General features: G+C 71.9%; 20 protein-coding genes. 15 read left to right on the top strand and 5 right to left on the bottom strand.

Features of this window, described 5'->3' with window-relative positions; all coding sequences use genetic code 11:
- Positions 1–3: 3 nt before the first annotated feature.
- The 4 genes from ACFWY5_RS43330 to ACFWY5_RS43345 all read left to right on the top strand — a co-directional run bounded on the left by ACFWY5_RS43330 (position 4) and on the right by ACFWY5_RS43345 (position 4,990).
- Positions 4–1,779 carry a serine/threonine-protein kinase gene (locus ACFWY5_RS43330; protein ID WP_379612054.1) on the top strand — a complete coding sequence of 592 codons (1,776 nt, stop codon included), beginning with the start codon at positions 4–6 and terminating at the stop codon, positions 1,777–1,779.
- A gap of 35 nt (positions 1,780–1,814) precedes the next feature.
- Positions 1,815–3,038: a serine/threonine-protein kinase gene (locus ACFWY5_RS43335; RefSeq protein WP_379638337.1), complete on the top strand. Its 1,224-nt coding sequence runs from the start codon at positions 1,815–1,817 to the stop codon at positions 3,036–3,038.
- Between the two features lie 199 nt (positions 3,039–3,237).
- Complete coding sequence (locus ACFWY5_RS43340; protein WP_379612051.1) at positions 3,238–4,017, top strand: electron transfer flavoprotein subunit beta/FixA family protein; 780 nt, start codon at positions 3,238–3,240, stop codon at positions 4,015–4,017.
- A gap of 19 nt (positions 4,018–4,036) precedes the next feature.
- Entirely contained in the window at positions 4,037–4,990 is a 954-nt protein-coding gene (locus ACFWY5_RS43345; RefSeq protein WP_379612050.1) for an electron transfer flavoprotein subunit alpha/FixB family protein, read from the top strand.
- A 48-nt stretch (positions 4,991–5,038) separates the two neighbouring features.
- Here the strand turns inward: ACFWY5_RS43345 and ACFWY5_RS43350 are convergent, their stop codons facing one another.
- On the bottom strand, positions 5,039–5,530 hold the full coding sequence (locus ACFWY5_RS43350; RefSeq protein WP_379612049.1) for an HIT family protein: 492 nt from the start codon (positions 5,528–5,530) through the stop codon (positions 5,039–5,041).
- Positions 5,527–6,690, bottom strand: a complete 1,164-nt coding sequence (locus tag ACFWY5_RS43355) for a cysteine desulfurase family protein (protein ID WP_379612048.1) — start codon at positions 6,688–6,690, stop codon at positions 5,527–5,529. Before ACFWY5_RS43355 ends, ACFWY5_RS43350 begins: the two co-directional genes overlap by 4 nt.
- A gap of 54 nt (positions 6,691–6,744) precedes the next feature.
- Between ACFWY5_RS43355 and ACFWY5_RS43360 the strand changes: the two genes are divergently transcribed.
- Both ACFWY5_RS43360 and ACFWY5_RS43365 read left to right on the top strand, forming a co-directional pair.
- Positions 6,745–7,245 carry a TetR/AcrR family transcriptional regulator gene (locus ACFWY5_RS43360; RefSeq protein ID WP_379612047.1) on the top strand — a complete coding sequence of 167 codons (501 nt, stop codon included), beginning with the start codon at positions 6,745–6,747 and terminating at the stop codon, positions 7,243–7,245.
- Between the two features lie 150 nt (positions 7,246–7,395).
- Positions 7,396–8,520, top strand: a complete 1,125-nt coding sequence (locus ACFWY5_RS43365; RefSeq protein ID WP_379612045.1) for an MFS transporter — start codon at positions 7,396–7,398, stop codon at positions 8,518–8,520.
- On the opposite strand, the gene ACFWY5_RS43370 is transcribed toward ACFWY5_RS43365, so the two are convergent.
- Positions 8,517–9,050 carry a hypothetical protein gene (locus ACFWY5_RS43370; protein WP_379612044.1) on the bottom strand — a complete coding sequence of 178 codons (534 nt, stop codon included), beginning with the start codon at positions 9,048–9,050 and terminating at the stop codon, positions 8,517–8,519. The two genes, ACFWY5_RS43365 and ACFWY5_RS43370, sit on opposite strands and share 4 nt — an antisense overlap.
- Positions 9,051–9,130: 80 nt before the next feature.
- On the opposite strand from ACFWY5_RS43370, the gene ACFWY5_RS43375 reads away from it, so the two are divergent.
- Together ACFWY5_RS43375 and ACFWY5_RS43380 are read left to right on the top strand one after the other, a co-directional pair.
- Positions 9,131–9,814, top strand: coding sequence for a response regulator (locus ACFWY5_RS43375; RefSeq protein WP_379638338.1), 684 nt, complete (start codon positions 9,131–9,133; stop codon positions 9,812–9,814).
- Positions 9,801–11,612 carry a sensor histidine kinase gene (locus ACFWY5_RS43380; RefSeq protein ID WP_379638339.1) on the top strand — a complete coding sequence of 604 codons (1,812 nt, stop codon included), beginning with the start codon at positions 9,801–9,803 and terminating at the stop codon, positions 11,610–11,612. The genes ACFWY5_RS43375 and ACFWY5_RS43380 overlap by 14 nt, the downstream gene beginning before the upstream one ends.
- Here the strand turns inward: ACFWY5_RS43380 and ACFWY5_RS43385 are convergent.
- Positions 11,527–12,582, bottom strand: coding sequence for a DUF695 domain-containing protein (locus tag ACFWY5_RS43385; protein ID WP_379638340.1), 1,056 nt, complete (start codon positions 12,580–12,582; stop codon positions 11,527–11,529). The genes ACFWY5_RS43380 and ACFWY5_RS43385 overlap by 86 nt on opposite strands.
- Before the next feature lie 566 nt (positions 12,583–13,148).
- Here ACFWY5_RS43385 and mnmA point away from each other — a divergent pair.
- A complete protein-coding gene (gene mnmA / locus ACFWY5_RS43390) occupies positions 13,149–14,207 on the top strand; it encodes a tRNA 2-thiouridine(34) synthase MnmA (protein WP_379638341.1) in 1,059 nt (352 codons plus the stop codon).
- A 235-nt stretch (positions 14,208–14,442) separates the two neighbouring features.
- Here mnmA and ACFWY5_RS43395 read toward each other — a convergent pair whose 3' ends face one another.
- Positions 14,443–15,075, bottom strand: a complete 633-nt coding sequence (locus ACFWY5_RS43395) for an MBL fold metallo-hydrolase (RefSeq protein WP_379612038.1) — start codon at positions 15,073–15,075, stop codon at positions 14,443–14,445.
- Positions 15,076–15,103: 28 nt separating this feature from the next.
- Between ACFWY5_RS43395 and ACFWY5_RS43400 the strand changes: the two genes are divergently transcribed.
- The 6 genes from ACFWY5_RS43400 to ACFWY5_RS43425 all read left to right on the top strand — a co-directional run bounded on the left by ACFWY5_RS43400 (position 15,104) and on the right by ACFWY5_RS43425 (position 25,370).
- A complete protein-coding gene (locus tag ACFWY5_RS43400) occupies positions 15,104–16,096 on the top strand; it encodes a methionine synthase (protein ID WP_379638342.1) in 993 nt (330 codons plus the stop codon).
- A gap of 14 nt (positions 16,097–16,110) precedes the next feature.
- Complete coding sequence (locus ACFWY5_RS43405; protein ID WP_379612036.1) at positions 16,111–16,530, top strand: hypothetical protein; 420 nt, start codon at positions 16,111–16,113, stop codon at positions 16,528–16,530.
- A gap of 80 nt (positions 16,531–16,610) precedes the next feature.
- Positions 16,611–20,516: a hypothetical protein gene (locus ACFWY5_RS43410; RefSeq protein ID WP_379638343.1), complete on the top strand. Its 3,906-nt coding sequence runs from the start codon at positions 16,611–16,613 to the stop codon at positions 20,514–20,516.
- Between the two features lie 12 nt (positions 20,517–20,528).
- Positions 20,529–20,867: a hypothetical protein gene (locus tag ACFWY5_RS43415; RefSeq protein ID WP_379612034.1), complete on the top strand. Its 339-nt coding sequence runs from the start codon at positions 20,529–20,531 to the stop codon at positions 20,865–20,867.
- A 55-nt stretch (positions 20,868–20,922) separates the two neighbouring features.
- Positions 20,923–23,097: an NAD-dependent DNA ligase LigA gene (gene ligA / locus ACFWY5_RS43420; protein ID WP_379638344.1), complete on the top strand. Its 2,175-nt coding sequence runs from the start codon at positions 20,923–20,925 to the stop codon at positions 23,095–23,097.
- A gap of 197 nt (positions 23,098–23,294) precedes the next feature.
- A complete protein-coding gene (locus tag ACFWY5_RS43425) occupies positions 23,295–25,370 on the top strand; it encodes a putative bifunctional diguanylate cyclase/phosphodiesterase (RefSeq protein ID WP_379612032.1) in 2,076 nt (691 codons plus the stop codon).
- Positions 25,371–25,427 lie beyond the last annotated feature (57 nt).

Genomic DNA, 25,427 nt, shown 5'->3' on the forward strand with positions numbered 1-25,427 from the left:
GCGATGAACACGCAGGTTCCAGAGCGGCTCGGGCCGTACCGGCTGGTCAGGAAGATCGGCGAGGGCGGCATGGGCGTGGTCCACCTGGGCATGGACGCCGACGGCGGCCAGGTGGCCATCAAAGTCCTGCACCCGCATGTCGCCGCCGACCTCAAGGCGCGCGACCGGCTCACCCGCGAGGTCGAGACCATGCGGCGCGTGCGCAGTTCGCACGTGGCCGAGGTGCTCGACGCCGAGCTCGTGGGCGGGCAGCCGTACGTCGTGACCCGGTTCGCGCCGGGCCGCACGCTGGAGGACACCGTCCTCGCCGACGGGGCGCTGCGTGACTACGAGCTGGTCCGGCTGGCGCGCGGGCTCTGTCAGGCGCTCGTGGCCATCCACGCGGCCGACGTGATCCACCGTGACTTCAAGCCCTCCAACGTCATGCTCGTGGGCGGGGAGCCGCTGGTCATCGACTTCGGCATCGCGCACCTGGTCAACGCCACGCGGCTGACCCAGACCGGGATGTTCGTCGGCACGCCCGGCTATCTGGCGCCCGAGATCATCCGCGACTCGGAGATCACCCAGGCGGCCGACGTGCACGCGCTGGCCTCCACCGTCTTCTTCGCCGCCACGGGCGCGCCGCCGTTCGGCACGGGCACGTTCGAGGCGGTCTGCTTCAACATCATGGAAGGCCGGGCCCAGCTCGACAAGGCGCCGATGTGGCTGCGCGGCTGGCTGAGCCGTGCCCTGCAGGTCGACGCCCGCTCGCGGCCCGGCGCCCAGGAACTCCTGCGGATGGCCAGGCAGCTCGACCCGACCAGGACCGCCTTCCACGAGGTGCCCACCGCGCCGCCGCCCTCGTCGGGCACGCGCGTGCTGCCCGCCGGTGACAACTACTCCGATCTGCTGCCGCCGGTCGAGTACGCCAAGCCGCCGCGGGTGGAGAAGCAGCGGGTGGAGAAGCCGCCGCCCGCGCCGCGCAACCCCACGCCGCCGCCCTACGTGCCGGCGCCGTTGCCGCGTACCGACCAGCGGGTCGCCGGTTATCCGGCGCCGCCCCAGGTGCGTCCCTATACGCCGCCGCCCGCGCCGCAGACGCAGGCCAGGCCGTACACGCCGCCGGGGGAGCGCAAGCGCTTCGTCGTCGGCAGCCAGCTCGTCGGGTTCTTGCTGCTCGTGGGGCTGACCGCGATGACGGTCATGGTCCCGGTCACCGTCGGCGCGGTCGCCATCGCGCTCGCGGTCGTGCTGCGCGTCGGCGAGTACCTGTTCGGCGAGATGGTGAACCGGCGGCGGGCGCGCGGCGGAGGCAGCTCGGCCGACGCGTTGCTGGCGATCGTCGGCACCCCGTGGGCGCTGGTGAAGGCCGCTCTGATGACCCTCGTGCACGTGCCGCTCGCCCTGGCCTTCGGCGCGATCGTCTGGGGCATCCTGCGCTGGGGCGGCGGCATGAGCATCAACGGCGCCGCCGCCTACGCCGCCGGGGCCTTCACGCTCGGCCTGTTCGTCCTGCCCGGCGGCGGCGCTCCGCGCAAGGCCGTGACCCGCAGCCTGACGAGCGTGCTGCGCACTCCTGGCGCCGCCCTGGTCGCCACGGTGGCCGTCGGCACCCTGACCCTGCTGGCGGTGTTGTTCGCCTTCAGCCAGAAGACCGTCTGGACCCCCTGGGAGCCTCCCTCCGAAGTCATCGACCGCCTGACCGCCCAAGCCCAGGACGGCGCCGTCAGCCTCCTCACCGGCCTGGCCGACGACCTGCTCAAGAAGACAGGGCTGGGATTCTTGTCACCCTGGTCCTGAGTGTCCCGTCCCTGCCACCGGGGGAAAGGATGGGTATGAGCGAGCAACTGGGGCCGTACCGGTTGCTGTCCCGGCTCGGCGCGGGCGGGTTCGGCGAGGTGCATCTCGCGCTCGACGCCGAGGGCCGGACGGTGGCGGTCAAGATTCTGCATCCGCACGTGGCCGCCGACGACGCCGCTCTGACCAGGCTGGCGCGTGAGGTCGAGACGATGCGGCGGGTGCGCGGGGCGCGGGTGGCGGAGGTGCTGGACGCCTCCTTGGACGGCGAGCGGCCCTACCTGGTGACCAGGTATGTGCAGGGGAAGCCGCTGTCCGCCGTCACGGTGCCGGTCGCCGATCTGCGACTGCTGGCTTCCGGGCTGGCCGAGGCGCTGTCGGCCATGCACGAGGCGGGCGTGACCCATCGAGACCTCAAACCGGCCAACGTGATGATGGCCGACGGCGAGCCGGTGGTGATCGACTTCGGGATCGCGCTCGCGCTCGACTCCCTGTCGGTGACCGCCTCGGGCGCGGTGATCGGGACGCCCGGCTATCTCGCGCCGGAACTGCTGGAAGGGCGGGAGGCGGGGATCGAGGCCGACGTGTTCTCCTTCGGCGCCACCATGGCCTATGCCGCCACGGGGCGGGAGCCGTACGGGAAGGGGCCCGCCTCCGCGGTCGCCTACCGGGTGGTCCATCACGAGCCCGACCTCGACGGCGTGCCGGAGTGGCTGGCCCCGCTCCTGCGCGAGTGCCTGGCGCGCGAGCCCGCCGCGCGGCCGACGGCCGCGCGCATCTGTGCCGTGCTGGGCGCCACACCGGCCCCGCGCGGCGGTCACACCCGCGGACCTTCCTCCGGTACGGCGCAGCCGCCGCTCCTGGTGGCCGATCCGCACGCCGAGCCCACCCGCGAATGGCGGCCCGGCGTCCGGCGGGACGTGGATCTGGAGCGCGCGCTGCACCGGGAGAAGGTGCGCAGGCGGTGGGTGATCGGGTCGGGGCTGTTCGTGTCGCTGCTGGCCGCGGCGGCCCGTGTGCATCTGCCCGAGGTGTCGCTGTTCCTGCTGTCGGCCTTCGCGCTGGCGATCGTGGCCGACGCGGGGGTGGCGCTGGCCTCGCGGCGGCCGTTCAGGAGGCGCAGGATCGTGGCGGACCTGGCGACGATGGCGGGGACGGGTGCGTTGTGGTTCGGGCTGAGCACGTTCTTCAGCCCGCTCACTCTGGCCGTGTTCGCCGGGACCGCGCTGGTGGCCGGTGTGGTCTTCCTCATGTCGGCCTGATCACACCCCGACTCTGGAACAAAGTTCGGTAAGCTGGGGCCACCTGCGAGTTTGCCCTCAAGCTACTCATGGGTAACATAGCGACTCAGGAGCGAGGGGTGACCCGCCGACGCGGTCCACCCCTGGCACCTGGCACTCTGGACACCGCACGAGCTTTCTACCGAGCTATCCGGCGAAAACGGGAGGTCGGCCACCGGCCATGAACATCGTCGTCTGCGTGAAGCAGGTTCCCGACACGGCGACCGAGCGCAAGCTGCGGTCCGATGACAAGACGCTCGACCGTGACGCCGTCGACGGCGTGGTGAACGAGCTTGACGAGTATGCGGTCGAGGAGGCGCTGAAACTCAAGGAGGCCCATGGCGGTGAGGTCACCGTTCTCACCATGGGCCCCGGCAAGGCCACCGAGACCATCCGCAAGGCCCTGGCCATGGGCGCCGACAAGGCGGTCCACCTGACCGACGACGCCCTGCGGGGCTCGGACGCGCTCTCGACCTCCTACGCGATGGCTCAGGCGCTGAAGAAGATCGGGTTCGACCTGGTCATCCTCGGCTCCGAGTCCACCGACGCGCGTACCGGCGTGCTGCCCGCGATGCTGGCGGAGCGCCTGGGCGCGCCGCAGCTCACGCTGGCCAACAAGGTCGACGTCGAGGGCTCCTCGATCACGATCCAGCGCCTGACCGACTACGGCTACGACAAGGTCGAGGCGTCGCTGCCGGCGGTCGTCTCCGTGGTCGAGAAGATCAACGAGCCGCGCTACCCGTCCTTCAAGGGCATCATGGCGGCCAAGAAGAAGCCGGTCGAGACGCTCGGCGTGGCCGACATCTCCGCCGACGCGGGTCAGGTCGGCCTCGGCGCCGCCTGGTCGGAGGTCGTGGACTTCGCCGCGGCCCCGCCCCGCGCGGCCGGCACGATCGTCAAGGACGAGGGCGACGGTGGCGCGAAGGCCGCCGACTTCCTCGCGTCCAAGAAGTTCATCTGAGAACGGGGGTTTTGCTGATATGTCGGAAATTCTCGTTCTGGTCGAACACGTCGACGGCGAGGTCAAGAAGGTCACGCTTGAGCTGCTGACGCTGGCCAAGTCCCTCGGCTCCCCGTCGGCCGTCTGGGCGGGTCCCGGCCTGAGCGACGCCGCCACGGCCAAGCTCGCCGAGTACGGCGCCGACAAGGTCTACAACGCCTCCGCCCAGGAGATCGTGGACTACGTCGTGGCCCCGAAGGCCGAGCTGCTCGCGCAGCTGGTTTCTTCGGCCGCGCCGGCCGCCGTCCTGGTCGCCGCCACGGCCGAGGGCAAGGAGATCGCCGGCCGCCTCGCCGTCAAGACCGACTCCGGAGTCATCACCGACGCCGTCGGCCTCGGCGACGGTTTCGTGGCCGACCAGTCGATCTTCGGCGGTGGCGTCAACGTCAAGTCGAAGGTGGCCAAGGGCACCCCGATCGTCGCCGTACGCCCCAACTCCACGGCCCCCGTGGCCGCGGCGGGCGCCGGCGCCGTCGAGGAGGTCGCGGTCGCGCTGTCCGACGCCGCCCGCGCGGCCAAGGTGGTCGACCGGGTCAAGCAGGAGAAGGGCGCGCGACCCGAGCTGACCGAGGCCGCCATCGTGGTCTCCGGCGGCCGAGGTGTGGGCTCGGCCGAGAACTTCTCGGTCATCGAGGGCCTGGCCGACGCGCTCGGCGCCGCCGTCGGCGCCTCCCGCGCCGCGACGGACGCCGGGTGGTACCCGCACCAGTTCCAGGTGGGCCAGACCGGCAAGACGGTCTCGCCGCAGCTCTACGTGGCGGCGGGCATCTCCGGCGCCATCCAGCACCGGGCCGGCATGCAGACCGCGAAGACCATCGTCGCGATCAACAAGGACCCCGAGGCGCCGATCTTCGAGCTCGCGGACTACGGCGTGGTGGGCGACCTCCACCAGGTCGTGCCGCAGCTGACCGAAGAGGTCAACAAGCGCAAGTAGTCACACGGGCGGCGCCGGACCCTTCGCGGGCTCCGGCGCCGTCCGCTTTCACCCGAGCGCCCGCCTGAGCCGTGCGGCCAGGAGTTCGCCCTCCTCGGGGCTCCACTCCAGCACGCCGTTCTCGGCCATCAGCGCGTGGTACTGCTGCCGCTCGTACGGAACGCCCGGCGGCAGCGGCGCCACGTGCCAGTGCAGGTGGGAGTTGCCCTGCCGGCTGCCGAGCGAGAGCACGTAGGTCCGCTCGGACGGGACCACCGCCTCCACGGCCAGCGCCACCCGGCGCACGACGCCCATGAGCGCCAGGTAGGCGTCCTCGTCGAGGTCGCGGACCACGTGCTCGACGTGCGCCTTCGGGCAGACCAGCACGTACCCGGGCAGGGTCGCGTAGCGGGCGAGGAAGGCCAGATGGTGCTCGTCCTCGTAGAAGACCTTCTCCACGTCGTAGGCGGGGTCACCGGCCACGATCGCGCAGATGAAGCACGGGTTGCGCTGGACGCGTTCGTGGTAGGCGGCGACGTCGAAGGGGATCTTGCCGGTCACGACAGGCCCGCCCGGCGGGCGCGTTCGACGGCGGCGGGGAGGACGTCGACCAGGCGGTCCACGTCCTCCTGGGTGGAGGTGTGGCCCAGCGTGAAGCGCAGTGAGCCGCGGGCGGCGGCCGCGTCGGCGCCCATGGCCAGCAGGACGTGGGAGGGCTGGGCGACCCCCGCCGAGCAGGCGGAGCCGGTCGAGCACTCCACGCCCTTGGCGTCCAGGAGCATGAGCAGGGCGTCGCCCTCGCAGCCGGGGAAGGAGAAGTGGGCGTTGCCGGGCAGCCGGTCGACGGGGTCGCCGTTGAGCACGACGTCGGGGACGGCCTGCCGTACCCGCTGGATGAGGGTGTCGCGCAGGGCGGTCAGGCGGGCGTGCTCGTGCTCCTGATCGCGTACGGCCACGCGCACCGCGGCGGCGAGCCCGGCGATGGCGGGGGCGTCGAGGGTGCCGGAGCGTACGTCGCGCTCCTGGCCGCCGCCGTGGAGGACGGAGACCGGGGTCAGCCCCCTGGCCAGCAGCAGGACGCCGACGCCCATCGGGCCGCCGATCTTGTGCCCGGTCAGCGTGAGCGCGTCGGCCGTGGACTCGGCGAAGGAGACGGGCAACTGGCCGATGGCCTGCACGGCGTCGGTGTGGAAGGGGATGCCGTGCTCGTGGGCGACGGCGGCCAGTTCGCGCACGGGCTGGACGGTGCCGACCTCGTTGTTGGCCCACATGACGCTGACCACGGCCACGCCGGACGGGTCGTCGGCGATGGCCGCGCGCAGCTCCGACGGGTCGACGCGGCCCACCGGGTCGACGGGCAGGAGGGTGACGCGGGCGCCCTGGCTGCGTTCGAGCCACTGGGCCGGGTCGAGCGCGGCGTGGTGCTCGACGGAGCTGATGAGGATGCGGTCGGCGGGGCGGCGCGACCAGTACAGGCCCTTGATGGCGAGGTTGTCGGCTTCGGTGCCGCCGGAGGTGAAGACGACCTCGCTGGGGCGGGCGCCGAGGGCGTCGGCGATGGACTCGCGTGACTCCTCGACGATCCGGCGCGTCTGGCGGCCGGCGGCGTGCAGGGAGGAGGCGTTGCCCACGCGGCCGAGTTGCTCCGTCATGGCCTCGATCGCCTCGGGGAGCATGGGGGTGGTCGCCGCGTGATCAAGGTAGGCCGACGGTCTGGTCACCCGTCCAGGGTATCTCGCTTGCTACTGTACCGTCCGGACGGTACAGTGTCAGGTATGCGTAGAGACGAGTTGCTGGATGCCGCGGAGGGACTCCTCTGTGACCATGGCTCCGACGCGCTCACGCTGGCCGCCGTGGCCGACCGTGCGGGAGTGAGCAAGGGCGGGCTGCTCTATCACTTCAGCACCAAGGAAGCGCTGATCAAAGCGATGGCCGAACGCCTCATCGGCGACTTCGACGAGCTGATGGCGGCGCAGCCGTACGACACCTACAGCAAACGCTACCTGGGCGCCACGATGGCGGCGATCCGCTCCGGCCGGCTCCGACGATGGGCCGTGGTGACCGGAGCCTCCGGGAACATGTTCCTGCTCACGCCGCTGCGTGAGGCCATGAGCCGCTGGCATTCCGAGGGCGTCAAGGACGAGCCCGACCCGGTCGCCGCCCAGATCGTCCGCCTGGCCTGTGAGGGCCTGTGGGACGTAGCCAGCCACGACCCGAGCCTGCATTCGGAGGAGGAGCTCGCCGCGCTCGAGCGGCGACTGCTCGCGCTCCTCTGAGCGAAACCCTTCCTGACAGGGGGTACGGCCCGGCGGCCGTGCCCCTCTTCTTTGTGCGTGTGAAAGGAACCTGTGATGACCCGCGACCTGAGGACTGCCCGTTTCGGGGCAATCCTCACCTTTGTCCTTGCCGGCTTGATGGTGGGCACCATGACCGTGCGCATCCCCGCGCTGACCGACAAACTCGGTCTGTCCGCGGCGGAGGTGGGCGGCGTCCTGCTCGCCTGGGGTCTCGGCGCGCTCGTCAGCATGCAGGCGATGCGCGGCGTCATGAGCCGCGCGGGCAGCAGGGCGGTCCTGCGGGTCGGCGGTCCCATGACCGCGCTCTCCCTGCTCGGACTGGCCTTCGCGCCCAACCTGCCGGTGCTGCTGGTGACCGCGGTGCTGTTCGGCATGGCGTTCGGCGCGGTCGACATCGCCATGAACGCCCAGGGCTCGGCGGTCGAGCAGGCGTACGGCCGGCCGCTCATGAACAGCATGCACGCGGGCTGGTGCGTCGGCGCCATCGGCGCGGGTGTGATCGGCTCCCTGTCGATCGCTTCGGGGCTGTCGCTGACCGCCAACCTGGCGCTCATCGCCCTCGTCTCGCTGCCCGTCATGGTGTGGGTGAGCCGTTCGTACCTGGCCGACAAGCCCGTCGCGGGTTCGGTGACCGAGACCGGCAAGAAGCGCCTGCCCCCGGTCGTCTACCTGCTCGGCGCCATCATGTTCTTCGCCTTCATGGTCGAGGGCACCGTGGCCGACTGGAACGGCCTGTTCATGCGCGACTCGCTCGGCGCCCCCGAGGCGCTGGCCGCGCTCGGCTACCCGATCTTCGAGGCCGGCATGCTGCTGGCCAGGCTCACCGGTGACCGCCTGCGGTCCCGCTTCGGGGTGAAGGGCCTGATGACCGCCTCCGGGCTGGCCACGGCCGCCTTCTTCGCCATCGTGCTGACCGCGGCGACGCCGATCATGGCCTTGGCCGCGATGTTCTTCGTCGGCCTCGGCGTCGCCACGATCGCACCGGTGACGATGTCCCTGGCGGGAACCGCCACGGACACCCCCGGGCGCGCGATCGCCCAGGCGGGCGCGATGGGGTACGCCGGACTGCTGCTCGGCCCCGTGGTGATCGGGTTCCTGTCCGACGTGACCTCACTGCGCACCGCGCTGGGCCTGGCCGTGGTGCTCGGCCTGCTGATCGCGCTGGCCGCCCGCTTCCTGCCGCGCCCGCGCCTCCTCGCCCCCGTGAGGATGCCGGAGCGGGGCGAGGAGCGCGAGCTGGCGAAGGCCGGTTAGGAGAAGGCCTCGACGCGGGTGCGCCGCTCGATCTCCAGGCGCTCCGCCTTGCCCATCTTCGGGGTCTCGGTGTAGTTCCAGCCGCCCTTCACGGCCTTCACCTTGACCCCGGCGGCGTTGAGCAGGCGTACCCACTCACGGAGGTCGGCGTCGTAGTTCCGGTTGTACCTGGGGTCCATCGCCTTGGGCATCAGCACCCGCTTGTCCGCGCAGCGCTTCACCTTGGCCTCCTGGCCCTTGGCCGGGACGCCGATGCCGCCCTGTCCCATGACCGCGGGGGCCGAGGTGAACTTCACGCCCTGCGCCTTGAGGCAGCGGTTGTAGGCCTCCCTGAGGCGGAGGAGCCGGGCCTCGGTGTAGTCGAGCGGGAGCCGTACCCCCTTCTCCGCTTTGTCCGCGACAGGCGCGGGCGCGGGGGTCTTGACAGGCGCGGGTGCCGGGGTGGGGGTCGCGGCGTGCGCCGCGACCATGCCGCCGCCCAGCGTGACGGCGGTGAGACCGGCGACGGCGAGTGCTTTGGTGAGCTTCATGGGCCTCACCCTGCCGCCCGCTTTTAAGGGACTTGTCAGGATGACATGGGGAACCTGTCTTGTCACATACCGTGAAGCGCATGGGGGCACATGTCTTGATCGCCGAGGACGACGAGGGCCAGGCGGAGCTGATCCGCCGCTACCTCGAACACGAGGGCCACCGGGTCACCGCCGTGCACGACGGCCGCGCCGCCATCGACGCGGCCCGCGCCGCCGAGCCCGACCTCGTCATCCTCGACCTCATGCTGCCCCGCGTTGACGGCCTGGACGTCTGCCGCGTGCTGCGCGCCGAGTCCGACGTGCCCCTGCTCATGCTGACCGCCCGCAGCACCGAGGACGACCTGCTGCTCGGCCTCGACCTGGGCGCCGACGACTACATGACCAAGCCGTTCAGCCCGCGCGAGCTGATGGCGCGCGCCCGCGCCCTCCTGCGCCGCCGCGTGCGCGCCGCCGCCCCGGTGCACGCCATCGGCGACCTGCTCATCGACCCCCTCCGCCACGAGGTACGGCAGGGCGGACGGCCCGTCGAGTGCACCCCCGGCGAGTTCCAGCTCCTGGCGGCCATGGCGGCGGAACCGGAACGGGTCTTCACCCGCCGCCAGCTCCTGGAGCACATCCACGGCTTCGACCGCTACATCACCGAACGCACGGCAGACATGCACGTGATGAACCTCCGCAAGAAGCTCGAACCCGACCCCCGCCGCCCCGTCACCCTGCTGACCGTCTACGGCGTCGGTTACAAGCTCGTCGATGCGGCGCCGTAGCGGGCTGCGGGTCAAGCTGCTCGCCGCCTCCGTACTCGTGGCCGTCTGCTCCGTCGCCGCGACCGCCTGGGTCGTCGGCACCCTGACCTCGGGCGCCATCCAGCAGCAGCGCGGCCAGGCACTCGCCGAGGACACCCGCGTCTACGACACCCTCCTCGCCTACGCCGCCCGCCACCCCGCGTGGAACGGCGTGGACCGGATCGTCGCCGACCTCGCCGCCAAGACCGGCCGCAAGATCACGCTGACCACCCACGACCGCCGCCCGATCGCCGCCTCCGCCCCGGGCACCCCGCCCGCGACCCCTTCCGCCGTGGTCGACCCGCTGGCGGTGGACACCGCGCTGCTGCCCTCGGTCGGCCCCGACCGCATCGACCCCAGAGCCACCGGCCCGTTCACCCTGCGTACCGCCGAGGTACGCGCGCTGCGCCGGCTCGCCCAGCTGCGCGTGGAGTGCCTGCGCCGCACCGGGTTCGACGCCAAGGCGGTCACCAGCCCGTCCGGCCGTCCCGACGTCCAGGTGGAGGGCACAGAACCCACCCCGGTCCGGGACGCGTGCACCAAGTACGAGCTCACCCGCTCCACCCGCACCGAGGCCAAGGCCCTGCGCCAGCTCAACTCCCTGGTCAACGCCTGCCTGAACCGCGAGGGCCGCGACCCCGTCAAGCTCTCCCGCGACCTCACCTGGACCTGGACCCGCCCCGCGGTCGTCGGCGGCCCCGTCGCCGAAGGCGTCAACGGCTGCCTCGACACCAGCCGCCGCGAGCAACTGCGCTCCCACGTGGCCCCCGCGGCCTGGCTGTTCATCGAGTCGGCGCCCACCGCCCCCGCCCTGAACCTCTCGCCGGGGAACACCGCCCGCATCGCCGCCGTGGCCGCCGCCATCCTGGTGCTGAGCGCCGCCATCAGCTTCTACCTGGCCACCCGCGTCATCCACCCGCTACGCGCCCTGACCGCCGCCGTCCACCGCATGCGCGAGGACGGCACCGCCAAGGTCAGCGTGTCGGCCGGCGGCGAACTCGGCGACCTCGCCGCGGCCTTCAACGAGATGGCCGAGCACCGGCTCCGCCTGGAGGCGCTGCGCAAGGACATGGTCAGCGACGTCGCCCACGAACTGCGCACCCCGCTCAGCAACATCCGCGGCTGGCTGGAGGCGGTGGAAGACGGCGTCGCCCCCCTGGACACGCGGCGCCTGCTCAAGGAGTCGCTGCTGCTGCAACACATCATCGACGACCTGCAGGACCTGTCGATCGCCGACGCGGGCAAGCTCCGCCTCCACCCCGAGCCCGCCGGCCTGCGCGACCTCCTCGACCAGGTGGCCGCCGCCCACCCCGCGCCCGGCCTCACCCTGACCGTCACCGCCGCCCCCGGCCTCACCCTCGAAGCCGACCCGGTACGGCTGCGCCAAGCCGTGGGCAACCTCGTCACCAACGCCATCCGCCACACCCCGCCCGGCGGCCACATCGCGCTGACCGGCCGCCCGCTCGGTGATCAGGTGGCGATCGAGGTGGCCGACACCGGCACCGGCATCGCCCCCGAAGACCTGCCCCACGTCTTCGACCGCTTCTGGCGGGCCGACCGCTCCCGCAGCAGGAAGGGCGGCGGCAGCGGGCTCGGCCTGGCCATCGTCCGCAGCATCGTCACCGCCCACGGCGGAACGGTGACCGCCGCCGGCACCCCGGGAGAGGGCACCGTCTTCACCATCACCCTGCCGCTCAGGACAGGAACGGCGCCACCGACACCCAGGCGGGATCGGAGTCGACGTCCACCACCGGATCGCCCTCCTGCCAGCCGACGATGAGCTCCTTGGCGTGGATGGCCGCCTCGCCCGTCGGGTCCGCGTACAGGTGGATCACCCGGTGGCCCTCGGCGCTCAGGTGCGCCGCCAGGATCGCGTCGGCGTGGAGCTTGGTCAGGCGGGCGGCCAGCCGTTCCTCGAAGTCGCGCAGCGCGATGAGCGAGTCGCCGACCGGCAGACCGTTCTCGTCGCGGTGGGAGTAGGGGAGCGTGATCTGGATGTGCTGGTCGAACAGCGGATAGTCGACCGGCCGCAGCGGATACCGCGTCGTCGCGACCAGCGGCGCGCCACCCGCGGTCTGCCCCTCCAGCAGCGCCCACTGCTCCTCGTCATACCCCGAGGCCACGTCGTCGACCACGGCCCGCAGATGAGCGGCCGAGACGGCGTCGATGGGCTGGAACGTGGCCGCGGTGATCTCACCGATCCAGCGGGCCACGTCGTCCTCGCCGAGCAGCCAGTCGAGCGCCAGCAGCGCCGCCTCCATGCGCGTCTCGTCATCAAGATCGCTGAACACGGGGTGGTGGGCGGCCACGTCGATCCGCGCCGACCCGCGCGGCACGCGCAGCCCGAGCATCAGCTCCTCCAGCGCGAACTCCTTGCCGCCCACATCCAGCGTCAGCTCCAGCGCCAGCGGATTGGCCTGCCGCGACGGATGGAACTCCCACAGCAGATCCGCCGGCGGCGCCGCCTTGGCCCACCGATGCGCCAGCGACCGCAGCTCGGCGTCCCCGGCAGCGGTCACGACCAGCGCGTGAGCCGCCCCCCGGCCCGGCGCGATCTCGTACACGAGCCCCGGATGCACCGCCGCGACGGCCGGCTCCAGCGCCTCGGCCAGCCGCTCCGGCTCCTCGGCCGCCACCATGCCATCGAGCTGTGGCCGCGTCCGCTCCCACCACTCCCAGAAGTCGGCAATGAGATCACCGGGCATGACCGGCTCCTGGTCCTCGTCGTCCTTGCGCCCGAACAGTCGCATAACCCGTCATTGTCTCAGAGCCCCCGCACGCTTTTCCCCACCTCTTCGTCCCACCGCTCCGTTGCGCTGCTTTCTTAAGGGCGCCTATCCGTTACGGCAAGCCGCCCCACCGCCACCCGCCGTCGTGGGTGTCCGCCGATCGTGGGGGTCGCTTCTCACGTCGGACGTGGTCCCCACCGCAACGGCCCCCTTTGACCAGCCACCATGCCCCTACCTGGCCACCTGCCAAAGGCGCCGACCCCCACCGCCCAACACCCCGCCGCCCCGGCGCCCGAAAAGCCACCGCTGTCAGCAGCCGGCAGCCGGCAGCGGGCAGTGGGCTCGCCTGCCTTTGCCCGCCAGCGCTCGTCTGTTGGCACGGTCGGCCCGCTTGCACGGCTGCTTCGCCAGCCGGATCCCGCTGGTTGGCCCGCTTGCGCCCGCTGCCTTGTCTGGCGGGGCTTGTTCGGTGCTGCTGTTGGCGGGGGCTTCGTGGGCTGGTGGGTTTGGGCTTGGCTCTTGGGTGGCTGCGCTTGGGGTGGGAGGGGAAAAGGGTGGCGTGGTTGAGCGGGTACGCTGGTTGGGTCATGGGACTTCGTGTGCTTGCCGCCATGTCGGGCGGCGTCGACTCTGCCGTGGCCGCTGCCCGGATCGCCGAGGCCGGTCATGATGTCACCGGTGTGCATCTGGCGCTGTCGGCCAACCCTCAATCGCACCGTACCGGCGCGCGTGGGTGTTGCACGATCGAGGACTCCCGCGACGCCCGCCGGGCCGCGGACGTGATCGGGATTCCGTTCTACATCTGGGACATGGCCGAGCGTTTCCAGCGGGACGTGGTCGAGGACTTCGTGGCCGAGTACGCCGCGGGGCGCACGCCGAACCCGTGCCTGCGGTGCAATGAGAAGATCAAGTTCGAGGCGGTGCTGGATCGGGCGCTGGCGCTGGGGTTCGACGCGGTGGCCACCGGGCATCACGCGAAGCTGGCCGACGGGGTGCTGTCCAGGAGCCCGGACCTGGCCAAGGACCAGTCGTACGTGCTCGGCGTGCTCACCCGCGAGCAGCTCAGCCACGCGATCTTCCCGCTCGGCGACTCCACCAAGGCGCAGGTACGCGAGGAGGCCGCCCGCCGTGGCCTGACCGTGGCCGACAAGCCTGACAGTCACGACATCTGCTTCATCGCCGACGGCGACACCCGCGGCTTCCTGGCCAAGCGCCTCGGCTCCGAGCCGGGCAACATCCTCGACCAGGACGGCGAGGTGGTGGGCGCCCACCAGGGGGCGCACGGGTTCACGGTCGGCCAGCGCAAGGGCCTGCACATCGACCGCCCCGCCCCCGACGGCCGCCCCCGCTACGTACTGTCGATCGAGCCGGTCTCCAACACCGTGACGGTGGGCCCGCGCGCGGCGCTCGAGGTCACGTCGATCCACTGCGTCCGCCCCCTGTGGAACGGCCCTGCCGCCACCGGCCCGGTCACGGTCCAGCTACGCGCCCACGGCGAGGTCTACGACTGCCACTACGAGCAGACCGGCGACGACCTCCACATCACGCTGACCCGCCCGGCCACAGGCGTAGCCGCCGGCCAGGCCGCCGTCCTGTACTCGGGCGACACAGTAATAGGCTCCGCCACCATCGCCTCCTCCTCCTAGCCTCCGCCCTGCGCTCTCAGCCGCGTGGCCCCCGGAAGCGTGCCTTCGAGACGGTGATTGACCACGGGAGCTGGTCAAGGGGGCCGTTGCGGTGGGGACCACGTCCGACGTGAGAAGCGATCCCCACGATCGGCGCCCGCCCACGACGGCGGGTGGCGGTGGGGCGGCTTGCCGTAACGGATAGGCGCCCTTAAGAAAGCAACGCGACGGAAAGGCGCGTCAGGGAAGTGGCGGGTTAGGAGAGAGATACGGGGGTGCGGAGGGGGAGGCGGCGGATGTCGGCGTTTTGGCGGTCGGCTTCCATTTTGAGCCAGTTGTCGACCAAGGTCAGGCCCACCTCGCTGTACAACGCGTCGTGCGTCGAGTACGCCCTGGCGGGGCGGATCGTGCGGAGGTATTCCACCATCTCCGACAGCTTCAGCCACGGCGCGCCTGTTGGGACCAGCAGTGTGCCCACCCGCGCCTCGGGCACTGTCAGGGCGTCTCCGGGGTAGAAGAGCTCTTCGTCCACCAGGAAACCGACGTTGTTGGCGATCGGCATGTCGGGGTGGTTGGCCGCGTGCCATTCGCCGTGGGTGCTCACGGTGAATCCGGCCGTGGTGAAGGTGTCGCCGTGCTTCACCGTCTGGACCTTCATCGGGGCGTCGGTCAAGGCGGCGGCCACTTCGGCGCAGGTCCAGACCTCGATGTCGGGGGAGGCGGCCTTGAGGCGCTCGGTGTCGAGGTGGTCGAAGTGGGCGTGGGTGATGAGCACGGCGTCGGCGTCGTCCAGGACCGGGTCCTCGGTGAAGACGCCCGGGTCGATGATCAGGACCTTTCCGTCCTTCTCCAGCCGCACGCACGCGTGTCCGTACTTGGTGAGCTCCATGGTCCCCACGATAACTAGGCTGGGGGCCATGACTGCGTGGGAGGCTACCGGGGTTGGTTCGCATCCGGGTGAAGATCACCTGGAGGCGCTGCGTGTGGTGTTCGGTGAGGTGCCCGGTTTGCCCTATCTGCCGGAGCTTCCGGGCAGGGGCGTGGGTGCGGACATGGTCGGGCGGACGGCCTCGATGCTCGTCGATCTGGCCGTCGAGGTGCAGCCGTCGGGATGGCGGCTGACGGACCGGCCCGGACGTGATCACCACCGCGCGGCCGACCACCTGCGCCGTGATCTCGACGGGCTGGAGGAGCTGGGGCAGGGGTTCGAGGGGCCGTTCAAGGTGCAGGTGTGCGGGCCGTGGACGCTGGCCGCCGCGATCGAGTTGCGCCACGGCGACAAGATGTTGTCCGACGCCGGGGCGGTGCGGGATCTGACCGCTTCTCTCGCCCAGGGGGTTCAGGAGCATCTGGCCGAGGTCAGGAAGCGGCTGCCCGGGGTGAGCGAGGTGGTGCTCCAGCTCGACGAGCCCGGACTGCCCGGCGTGCTGAGGGGCACGGTGCCGACGGCCTCGGGGTTCGGGCGGCTGGCCGCGGTCGAGGAGTGGCGGGTGGAGGAGTCGCTGAAGGGGTTCGAGGCGCCGCTGGTGCACTGTTGCGCGCCCGGCGTGCCTTTCGGGCTGCTGCGGCGGGCCGGGGTGCGCGGGGTCTCCATGGACGCCTCGCTGCTACGGCGGCGCGACGACGACGCGATCGGCGAGGCCGTCGAAGCCGGGCTGGTGTTCCTGCTGGGCGTGGTGCCGGGCACGGACGCGCGGCTGCCGGACGCCGGGGACGTGGCCGGACCGGCGGTGGAGATGTGGCGGCGGCTCGGGTTCGCGCCGGGTGACCTGGCCGACCGGGTCACGCTCACGCCCTCGTGCGGGCTGGCGGGGGCCTCTCCCCAGTACGCGCGGGCGGCGCTGCGTGCCTGTCACAAGGCGGCGGAGGTGCTGCGGGATGATCCTGCAAGCGGGATGCAAGGCGCCTGACTAGCCTCGGAATCATGATTTTTCGCAGCATAGCCGTGGGCGCGACCCTCCTCTTCGCGTCCGCGACGTTTGCGGCCCCCGCCATGGCCTCGGCCAACCCCGAGACCTGGAGCTGGGGCTCCATCTATTCCGCCGACCGCGCGGGCAAGGCCAAGGGCAAGGTCGTCCTCGACCGGCCCGGCTTCACCGTCTCCGGCAAGCTCTACGACTTCCCCGGCAAGAAGGGATGTTCCTGGCTGAAGTTCCGCTGGACCAAGGAGAGCGGCGGCCAGGGCAAGAAGACCTACAAGAACTGCTCGGGCACCAAGCCGCTGGCGTTCTCTCTCGGCACCGGCTACATGCTCTCCATCGAGGGCAAGGTCTGCCGCGGCACCGCCACCAAGATCACCGGAAAGTGCTCCGGCTGGGACGGCGTCTGGGCCCAAGGCGGCTGAGGCTCGGGGCCAGGGGGCCCCAGGTGGCTGAGTAGGGACCTACCCATGGCGCGATCGCGAGATTGTGCTGAACTCGATGCGTGAGAGCCGGTGACTTCGCGGGCGCCAGCGCGCTGCTGATCGGCACGGGCACGCATCGTCCAGAATCCGACCTGCCGGACCTCCCCGCGGTCGCTCGTACCCTCCACGACCTGCGTGCGGTGTTGCTGGAGACGTGCGGGCTGGCCGACGTCCGGGTCGGGCTCGATCTGGCGAGTCCGCTGGAGCTGGGCGCCGCCGTCTCCCAGGCGGCGGCTTCCGCGGGCGGCCCGCTGATCGTGTATTACGTGGGCCACGGCCTTGTCAGCCGTCGTGGCTCGCTTCATCTGGCCGCCGGTGTCACCCGTTCCGGGCCGCTCCACCTGGAACACACGGCTCTGCCGTATGACACCGTGCGGCGCTACCTCCTCGACAACGTGGACGCGCCGGTCGCGGTGGTCCTCGACTGCTGCTTCTCCGGCCGGGCGATCGAGGGCATGTCCGCGCTCGACGAGGTGGCCGGGCTCACCGAGATCACCGGCGCGTACGTGCTGACCTCCGCCGGGCGCAGCGAGCCCTCCTTCGCCCCGGAGGGCGCCAGGTACACGGCCTTCTCCGGGGCCCTGCTGCGCCTGCTGCGGGAGGGGGATCCGGGCGGCCCGCCGTACCTGACGCTGCAGCACGTCCACCGGCATCTGAGCCGCACGCTGCCCGCGGCCGGGTTCCCGCGCCCGCGCGCCCGCTCCACCGGCCGCGTGGGCGAGCTCGCGCTCGCCCGCAACCCCGCCCACGGGCTTTCTCCCGAGGGGGTACGGCTGTCGCCGTCCGGCCTGCCGGAGGGCGCCCCCTACAAGGGCCTGGCCGCGTTCGGCGAGACGGACGCGGCGCTGTTCTTCGGCCGGGACCGGCTGGTCGCCGAGCTGGTCAGGCGGCTGGCCGAACGCGAGGCCGACCCGGCGCCGCTGATCGTCACCGGGCCGTCGGGGTCGGGCAAGTCCTCGCTGCTGCGCGCGGGACTGGTCCCGGCGCTGCGCCAGGGCGCGATGGGCGGCCCGCGCACCGCCGCGGTGATCAGGCCGGGCGACCCCCTGCCCGATGACGTGGACGTGCTGATCGTCGACCAGTTCGAGGAGGATCTGGACGCCGCCGCGCGCGTCTGCGCTCGTCCCGGCCTGACCGTGCTGGCGGTCCGCGCCGACTTCCTCGGCCGCTGCGCCGAGCACCCGGCCCTGCGCACCGCGCTGGAACGCGGACAGGTCGTGGTCGGCGCGATGACCGAGGACGAGTTACGCGCCGCCATCGAACGCCCCGCGACGTCGGCCGGGCTGACACTGGAGCCTGGCCTGGCCGAGCTGCTCCTGCGCGACCTCGGCCAGGAGCCGGGGCGGCTGCCGCTGCTCTCGCACGCGCTGCTGGCCACCTGGCAGCAGCGCCGCAGAACCGTCCTGACCGTGGCCGGATACCGCCAGACCGGCGGCATCCACGGCGCGCTCGCCGCCACCGCCGACGACGTGCTGGCCTCGCTGCCCGACCCCGGCCGCGCGAAGGCGCTGTTCCTGCGGCTGGTGCACGTCGGCGACGGCACCGACGACACCCGCCGCCGCCTCACCCGCGACCAGCTCGCCCTGGAGCTGCCCGCCGCGGAGCTGCCCGCCGAGGAGGCGATCGCCGCGTTCGCCGCCGACGACGCCCGCCTGCTCACGCTGGACGGCGAGCACGTCACGATCACCCACGAGGCGCTGCTGACCGCCTGGCCGGCGTTGCGCGGCTGGATCGAGAACGACCGGGCCGCGCTCCTGGTCGAGCAGCGCCTGGTCGAGGCGGCCCGCGCGTGGGAGGGCGACGCGGCGGGGCTGTATCAGGGCTCGCGGCTGGAGCTGGCTCGCGAATGGGCGGCGGGGCGGCGGCCGGGACCGCTGGTGGCCCGGTTCCTGGCCGCCTCGCAGGCGCTGGCCAGGCGGCGGGCCCGGCTGCGGGTGGCGCTGGTGTCCGTGCTGAGCGGGCTGCTCGTGGTGTCGCTGATCGCTTCCGCGGTGGCCGTACTGAAATATCAGGACGCCGAGCGCGAGCGCCGCACGGCCGCCGCGCGCGCGAAGGTGTTCCAGGCCGACGTCGTACGGCAGGCCGACCCACCCGCCGCCCTCCGCCTCGGCATCGAGGCGGTCAGAACCGACTCCGGAACCGTGACGGAGTCCGCCCTGGCCGCCGACGCGCTCAGCATGGCCTACCGCGCCCGCCTGACCGGGTTCAGCGCCTCGGTCAACGCGGTCGCCGTCAGCCCGGACGGCGCCAGAGCCCTGACCGGCGACTTCCAGGGCACGCTCCACCTCTGGGACCTGGAGAAACGCACCAAACTCGCCACCCTGCCCGCCACCGGCAAGGGCTCGGTCTACGCGGTCCGCTTCGGCCCGGACGGCCGGGCGGTGGTGTCCTGGCGCGAGACGGCGCCGGAGATCTGGGACCTGACCGGCCCGTCGCCCCGGCTGGCGGCGGTCCTGGGCGATCCCGGCCATCACGCGGAGTTCTACGCGGGCGGCGACCGGGTGGCCGTGGCCACGGACCGCGGCGTGGAGCTGTGGGACGTGCGCGGGACGCCGAAGATGCTCTCCCGCTTCGGCCCGCCCGTCACCGACCTGGCCGTGGCCGGTGAGGTGCTGGTGGCGGCCGACGGGTCAGGCGCGGGGCGCGTATGGCGCCTGGGCGCCGGAACCTCCGAGCCGCTGCCCGTGCCGGAGTCGGAGAGCAACCCGAGCCTCGGCGTCGCGCTGCGCGCGGACGGCGCCCTGGCCGTGGTGGGCGAACGCGTCTGGGACGTAAGCGGCCGGCCCGAGCTGGTCGGCTACCTGACCGGGCACGAGGGCTTCATCGGCGACGTGGCCTTCGCGCCGGGCGGCACCATGCTGGCCTCGGCCGGCGACGACTACTCGGTCATCGTCTGGGACCTGGCCGACCCGCGCTTCCCGCAGGTCAGGACCCGGCTGGCCGGGCACACCGCGGAGGCGACCGCGGTCGGGTTCGGGCCCGGCGGACGGCTGCTCACGGGCAGCGGCGACACCAGCGCCATCCTCTGGCGCTACGCCGACCCGCCCGGCAGGAAGGTCCTGCCCGGCGCGGCGGACCAGATCGCGGTCGGCGGGGCGATGAAGCTGACCCACGACCGCGAAGGCGCCACCCTCTGGGGTCCGGAGAGCGAGGTGACGCGCTTTCCCGAGGCGACGGCGGTGGCGCTGAGCGCGGACGGTACCTCGGCCCTGGCCGGCGGCGAGTCCGGCGCGACGCTGCGCCGCCCGGCCGGATCGCTGACGCTGGCCGAGGGGATGCGGCTGCGTTCGGTCGCGCTCAGCCCGGACGGCCGCCTGGCCCTGATGAGCGGGCCCGACGGGGTGGTCCTCTGGTCGGCGGCGACCGGGCTGGAGAGCCGCCTGCCCGGGACGGGCGCCGCCTCCGTGGTCGCGCTGGGCGACGGGTTCGGGGTCGTGGGCGGGGCGGACGGGCGGCTGGCGCTGTGGGATCTGCGTGATCCCGTACGGCCCCGCCGTACCGCCACGGGTGACGGGCACTCCGGTGACGTGCGGGCGCTGGCCGTACGCGGGGAGCTGGTGGTGAGCGGCGGCGAGGACAGGAAGGCGGTGCTGTGGGAGGTGAGCGGGGGCACGCGGCTGGTCGCGGCGGGCTCGATGGGCGGGCACGGCGGCCCGGTCCACGAGGTGGCGATCAGCCCCGACGGCCGGGTCGCCGCGACGGCCGCCCTGGACGAGACGGTCGCCGTCTGGCTCATCCGGGACCGTTCCGGGCCGCGCCGCGTGCACACGTTGTCCAGGGCCGGGGAAGGGGTCGCCTTTGGGCCTGGCACGTACGCGATGGTCGCAAGTAACGTCCAAAGCGGGGTTGTCGAATGGGATTTCCGCTATTTGGCCGATGTGATCGACCAGCCGTTGATCGCGGCCTGCGCACTGACCACGTGTTAGGAGAGGCGGGAAATGGTGGAGAGCGGTAGCAAGGTGTCCCTTCCGTCGCCTTCTCACCGGGCCGACGCGACACTGAAGATCAGCCCCCGGAGAAAAGGGTTCAAGAGGTATCGCATCCGCTTCTCCCTGGAGGACGGCGGGCCGGGCTGGGACACGCGGCTGACCATCTACTACAGGACCGAGGGCGGCGGCCGGGGCAGCCGTGAGATCTACAATCCCGGGCCCGGTACGGACACCGGCACGATCGTCATCAACACCAGCCGGAAGATCACCGAGATGGGCGCCAAAGTCGAGCGGATCAATTCGCACGAGACAGGGGTGCGCGGCAGGGACCCCAATGTCTTTTCCTGACCGCCGTTCCCTTGGATAGCGTTCTCTCTGAACGTTGAACGAGGGGAGTACGGGGATGACCGCCGAAGCGCCGGGCGATGCCCGTAAGAGGCACGCGGAAGTAAGCGAACTGGTCGAAGAAGCTCGCTGGCGGTATTACGTGCTCGACGATCCGACGGTGAGCGACGCCCAGTTCGACCAGTGGTTTCGCGAACTGCTCTCGCTGGAGGAGATCGACCCCACGCTGCGCACGCCCGACTCGCCTACGCAGAAGGTGGGCGCGCCGCCGTCCGGTGATTTCGCCAAGGTGCAGCACGTGGCGCGGATGGAGAGCCTGGACAACGCCTTCAACGAGGCCGACATGGCCGCGTGGAGCGCGCGGGCGGAACGGCTGGCCGAGGGGGACGCGGGGCCGTACCTGTGCGAGCTGAAGATCGACGGGCTGGCGATCGCGCTGGTCTACCGGGACGGGAAGCTGGAGCGCGGCGCGACCCGCGGCGACGGGCGCACGGGCGACGACGTGACCCCGAACGTGCGCACGATCCAGGGGGTGCCGCACCGGCTCCGGGGCGACGACATCCCGTCGCTGGTGGAGGTACGCGGCGAGGTGTACATCCCGGTGGCCGACTTCGCCAAGCTCAACGAGCAACTGGGCGCCGAGGGAAAGCCGCTGTTCGCCAACCCGCGCAACGCGGCGGCGGGCACGCTGCGGCAGAAGGACCCGCGCGTCACCGCCCAGCGCCCGCTGCGCATGATCGTGCACGGGATCGGCGTCTGGGAGGGCGCCGAGGAGCCGAAGGCGCAGTCGGACGTCTACGACAGGCTGCGGGCCTTCGGGCTGCCGGTCTCCGACCTGTTCCGGGTGGTGGCGGGTCTCACCGAGGTCAACGCCTTCATCGAGCACTACCGGGTGCACCGGCACGACCCGGCGTACGAGATCGACGGTGTCGTGGTGAAGGTCGACAACTTCCGCACCCAGCGTGAGCTGGGCTCGACCTCGCGGGCGCCGCGCTGGGCGATCGCCTTCAAGTATCCGCCCGAGGAGGTCAACACCAAGCTGCTCGACATCCACGTGGGCGTCGGCAGGACCGGGCGGGTCACGCCGTTCGCGGTCATGGAGCCGATCGTGGTGGCCGGTTCGACGGTGGAACGGGCCACGCTGCACAACGCGGCGGTGGTGAAGGCCAAGGGCGTGCTCATCGGCGACACCGTGGTGCTGCGCAAGGCCGGAGACGTCATCCCCGAGATCGTCGGGCCGGTGCTCGCCCTGCGCGACGGCGGCGAGCGCGAGTTCACGATGCCGACCCAGTGCCCGGCCTGCGGCACCGCGCTGGCCTACGAGAAGGAGGGCGACGCCGACCTGCGCTGCCCGAACGCCCAGCACTGCCCGGCGCAGCTGCGCGAGCGGGTCTTCTTCGCCGCCCGCCGCAACGCCCTCGACATCGGCGGCCTGGGCTACGTGGCCGCGACCGCGCTCACCCAGCCGGTGGCCGGGCAGGAGCCGGTGCTGCGTACCGAGGCCGACCTGTTCGACCTCACGCTCGACAAGCTGATCCCGATCCGCTCGATCGTCCGCGACCAGGACACCGGCGCGCCCAAGATCGACGAGAAGACCGGCGAGCCCAAGGTCGTCTCGCTGTTCTCCAACGCCAACGGCGAGCCGTCGATGGCCGCGCTCAGCCTGCGCGAGCAGTTGGAGGCGGCCAAGGACAAGGAGCTGTGGCGGGTGCTGGTGGCGTTGTCGATCCGGCACGTGGGGCCGCCGACGGCACGCGCGCTGGCCTCGGCGATGCGCTCGGTCGACGCCATCATGAACGCGTCGGTGGAGGAGCTGGCCGCGATCAAGGACATCGGGCCCAACATGGCCGCCACGATCAAGGAGTGGTTCGAGGTCGGCTGGCACCGCGAGATCGTCGAGCGGTGGCGGGCGGCGGGCGTGCGCATGGAGGACGACGAGCCCGCGCAGGCGACCGGCCCGAAGACCCTGGAGGGGCTGACGCTCGTGGTCACCGGCACGCTGGAGGGCCACACCCGCGACTCGGCCGCGCAGGAGATCGAGTCGCGCGGCGGCAAGGTGGCCGGTTCGGTCTCCAAGAAGACCGCCTTCGTGGTGGTGGGGGAGAACGCCGGGTCGAAGTACGACAAGGCGGTGTCACTCGGCGTGCCCATCCTCGACGAGCGGGGCTTCGGCGTGCTGCTGGAGCAGGGGCCGGAGGCGGCCGCGGCGGTCGCGGTCGAGCCTGAGCCGTAAAAGATCCTGGAGCCCTTGGTCGCGGCGGGCATCGCGCGAGGTCGGGGGCCGTATGGGGTTCTAGAAGTAGGTTCTGGGCCGGTCAGAATGTGAAGGAATGTCGGAAAGGCGAAGTGACGGAACGTACGCGCTCGGTTTCGCGAAGTGGGGTTAAGGTCGTACCCTCCCATAGTGACCTAATGGGGGTTCTGTTACTCATGACTGACCCAACCGACACCCGCGACACCGGCCCGCGCATGGGCACTCCGCTGTGGGCCTTCCTCGCGGCCATCTCCGCGATCGGCGGCACCGCGCTGGTCGCGGCCATCCTCAGGCTCGACCCCGTCGGCCTGGCGGAGCTCGCCAGGACCCCGCTGTTCTGGGTGCTCGCGGTGCTGGTCGTGCTGGGCGAGCTCAGGCCCGTCATGGTCTCGTCCGCGGCCTCCGTGGGCGGCACCTACCCCTCGACGATGTTCACCTTCGCGGTGCTGCTGCACTTCGGGCTGCCCACGGCCGTGCTCATGCAGGTCGTCGGCGTCGTCATGAACGGGGTCGTCACCCGCAAGGCCTGGCACCGGGTGTTGTTCAACGTGGGCCAGTCCACGCTCGCGCTCACCGCCGCCGCCGTCGTGCTCGGCGTCTTCGCGATCGTGCCCACCCCCGCGGTGCCCTGGGTGCCGAGCGGGGCCGACCTCGTGCCGATCGCGCTGTCCGGCGTCGCCTACTTCATCACCCGCGCCATGCTCGTCTGCGGCGCCGTCGCCCTGCACGAGCGCCGCTCGGTGATCCGCGTCCTGCGCGGCACCGCCGGACCGCAGGCCCTCGTCTACACCGCGCTGCTGGGCCTGGCCCCCCTGGTCGTGGTCGTCATGAGCCACTCGCCGGGCCTCGTACCGCTCTTCGTCGCCCCGCTGGCGGCCGTGTACTTCACCGCCACGCTCTCGATGCGCCGCGACCACCAGGCGCTGCACGACGAGCTCACCGGCCTGCCCAACCGCAAGATGCTCATCGTCAGCACCGAGGAGGCGCTGGCCGAGGCGCGCGAAGGCGAGCGCGTGGGCCTGTTCCTCCTCGACCTCGACCGGTTCAAGGAGGTCAACGACACCATGGGCCACCCGGTGGGCGACCGCCTGCTGCAGATGGTGGCCCACCGCCTCCTCCATTCGGTACGGCCCGGCGACGTCGTGGCCAGGCTCGGCGGCGACGAGTTCGCCGTGCTGCTGCCGTCCATCCGCGACGCCCACGCCGCCCGCGAGGTGGCGGCCAGGCTGCGCGCCGCCCTCACCGAGCCGGTGCGCCTCGAAGGCATGACTTTCGACCTCGACGGATCGGTCGGCATCGCGCTCTTCCCCGACCACGCGCCCGACTTCGAGCTCCTCATGCAGCGCGCCGACGTCGCCATGTACATGGCCAAGGAGGCGCGTACCGGCGTCGAGCTCTACCAGCCGGACAAGGACCGCAACTCGCCCGAGCGCCTCCACCTGCTCGGCGACCTGCGCCGCGCGGTCGACAACCGTGAGCTGCGCCTGCACTACCAGCCCAAGGTCGGCCTCACCACCGGCGCCGTCCACGGGGTGGAGGCGCTGGTGCGCTGGCGGCACCCGGTGCACGGGACGATCCCTCCGGCCGAGTTCATCCCGCTGGCCGAGCAGTCGTACCTGATGCGGCAGCTCACCGAGTACGTCATCGAGGAGGCGCTGGAACAGGCCGCCCGGTGGTGGCACATGGGGCTCAAGGTGCAGATCTCGGTCAACGTCTCGGCCCGCGACCTGCTCGACTCGGCGCTGCCCGAGCAACTGGAGGTCGGGCTGGCCCGCTACAGCCTGCCGCCGGACGCCATCCAGCTCGAGGTCACCGAGCGCATCCTCATGGGCGACCAGGCGTACACGCACGACACGATCAAGGCGCTGGCCACGCTCGGCGTGCCCCTTTCCCTGGACGACTTCGGCACCGGCTACTCCTCGCTCATCCGCCTCCAGCGCCTTGCGGTCGCCGAGGTCAAGATCGACTCGTCGTTCGTGCGGCGCATCACCGAGTCCGAGGACGACGAGCGGATCGTCCGCTCCATCGTCGACCTCGTCCGCTCGCTCGGGCTGCGCTCGGTGGCCGAGGGCGTCGAGTCCGACGAGGCCGCGCACCGGCTGGCCGAGATGGGGTGCGACGTGGGCCAGGGCTGGCTGTTCCGCGAGCCGATGGTCGCCGCCGACGCCACCCTCTGGCTGCGCGACCACCTCGACGCCGAACCCGCGCTCGGTTACGGCTACCGCCCCGCCGAGGTCACCAGAACCGCCTGAGCCCCCCGGGGCCTTCAGAACCGGCGCGTGCGTGGCCGGCCCCGTTATCCGTTCGGT

Source organism: Nonomuraea sp. NPDC059007, from assembly GCF_042740555.1.
GTDB lineage: Bacteria > Actinomycetota > Actinomycetes > Streptosporangiales > Streptosporangiaceae > Nonomuraea.

Coding starts and splice junctions, on each gene's coding strand:
- ACFWY5_RS43330 (WP_379612054.1), top strand. CDS start 4: ATGAACACGCAGGTTCCAGAGCGGCTCGGGCCGTACCGGCTGGTCAGG.
- ACFWY5_RS43335 (WP_379638337.1), top strand. CDS start 1,815: ATGAGCGAGCAACTGGGGCCGTACCGGTTGCTGTCCCGGCTCGGCGCG.
- mnmA (WP_379638341.1), top strand. CDS start 13,149: ATGGGACTTCGTGTGCTTGCCGCCATGTCGGGCGGCGTCGACTCTGCC.
- ligA (WP_379638344.1), top strand. CDS start 20,923: ATGACCGCCGAAGCGCCGGGCGATGCCCGTAAGAGGCACGCGGAAGTA.
- ACFWY5_RS43395 (WP_379612038.1), bottom strand. CDS start 15,075: ATGGAGCTCACCAAGTACGGACACGCGTGCGTGCGGCTGGAGAAGGAC.
- ACFWY5_RS43365 (WP_379612045.1), top strand. CDS start 7,396: ATGACCGTGCGCATCCCCGCGCTGACCGACAAACTCGGTCTGTCCGCG.
- ACFWY5_RS43370 (WP_379612044.1), bottom strand. CDS start 9,050: ATGAAGCTCACCAAAGCACTCGCCGTCGCCGGTCTCACCGCCGTCACG.
- ACFWY5_RS43400 (WP_379638342.1), top strand. CDS start 15,104: ATGACTGCGTGGGAGGCTACCGGGGTTGGTTCGCATCCGGGTGAAGAT.
- ACFWY5_RS43340 (WP_379612051.1), top strand. CDS start 3,238: ATGAACATCGTCGTCTGCGTGAAGCAGGTTCCCGACACGGCGACCGAG.
- ACFWY5_RS43405 (WP_379612036.1), top strand. CDS start 16,111: ATGATTTTTCGCAGCATAGCCGTGGGCGCGACCCTCCTCTTCGCGTCC.
- ACFWY5_RS43425 (WP_379612032.1), top strand. CDS start 23,295: ATGACTGACCCAACCGACACCCGCGACACCGGCCCGCGCATGGGCACT.
- ACFWY5_RS43345 (WP_379612050.1), top strand. CDS start 4,037: ATGTCGGAAATTCTCGTTCTGGTCGAACACGTCGACGGCGAGGTCAAG.
- ACFWY5_RS43380 (WP_379638339.1), top strand. CDS start 9,801: ATGCGGCGCCGTAGCGGGCTGCGGGTCAAGCTGCTCGCCGCCTCCGTA.
- ACFWY5_RS43415 (WP_379612034.1), top strand. CDS start 20,529: ATGGTGGAGAGCGGTAGCAAGGTGTCCCTTCCGTCGCCTTCTCACCGG.
- ACFWY5_RS43360 (WP_379612047.1), top strand. CDS start 6,745: ATGCGTAGAGACGAGTTGCTGGATGCCGCGGAGGGACTCCTCTGTGAC.
- ACFWY5_RS43385 (WP_379638340.1), bottom strand. CDS start 12,582: ATGCGACTGTTCGGGCGCAAGGACGACGAGGACCAGGAGCCGGTCATG.
- ACFWY5_RS43375 (WP_379638338.1), top strand. CDS start 9,131: ATGGGGGCACATGTCTTGATCGCCGAGGACGACGAGGGCCAGGCGGAG.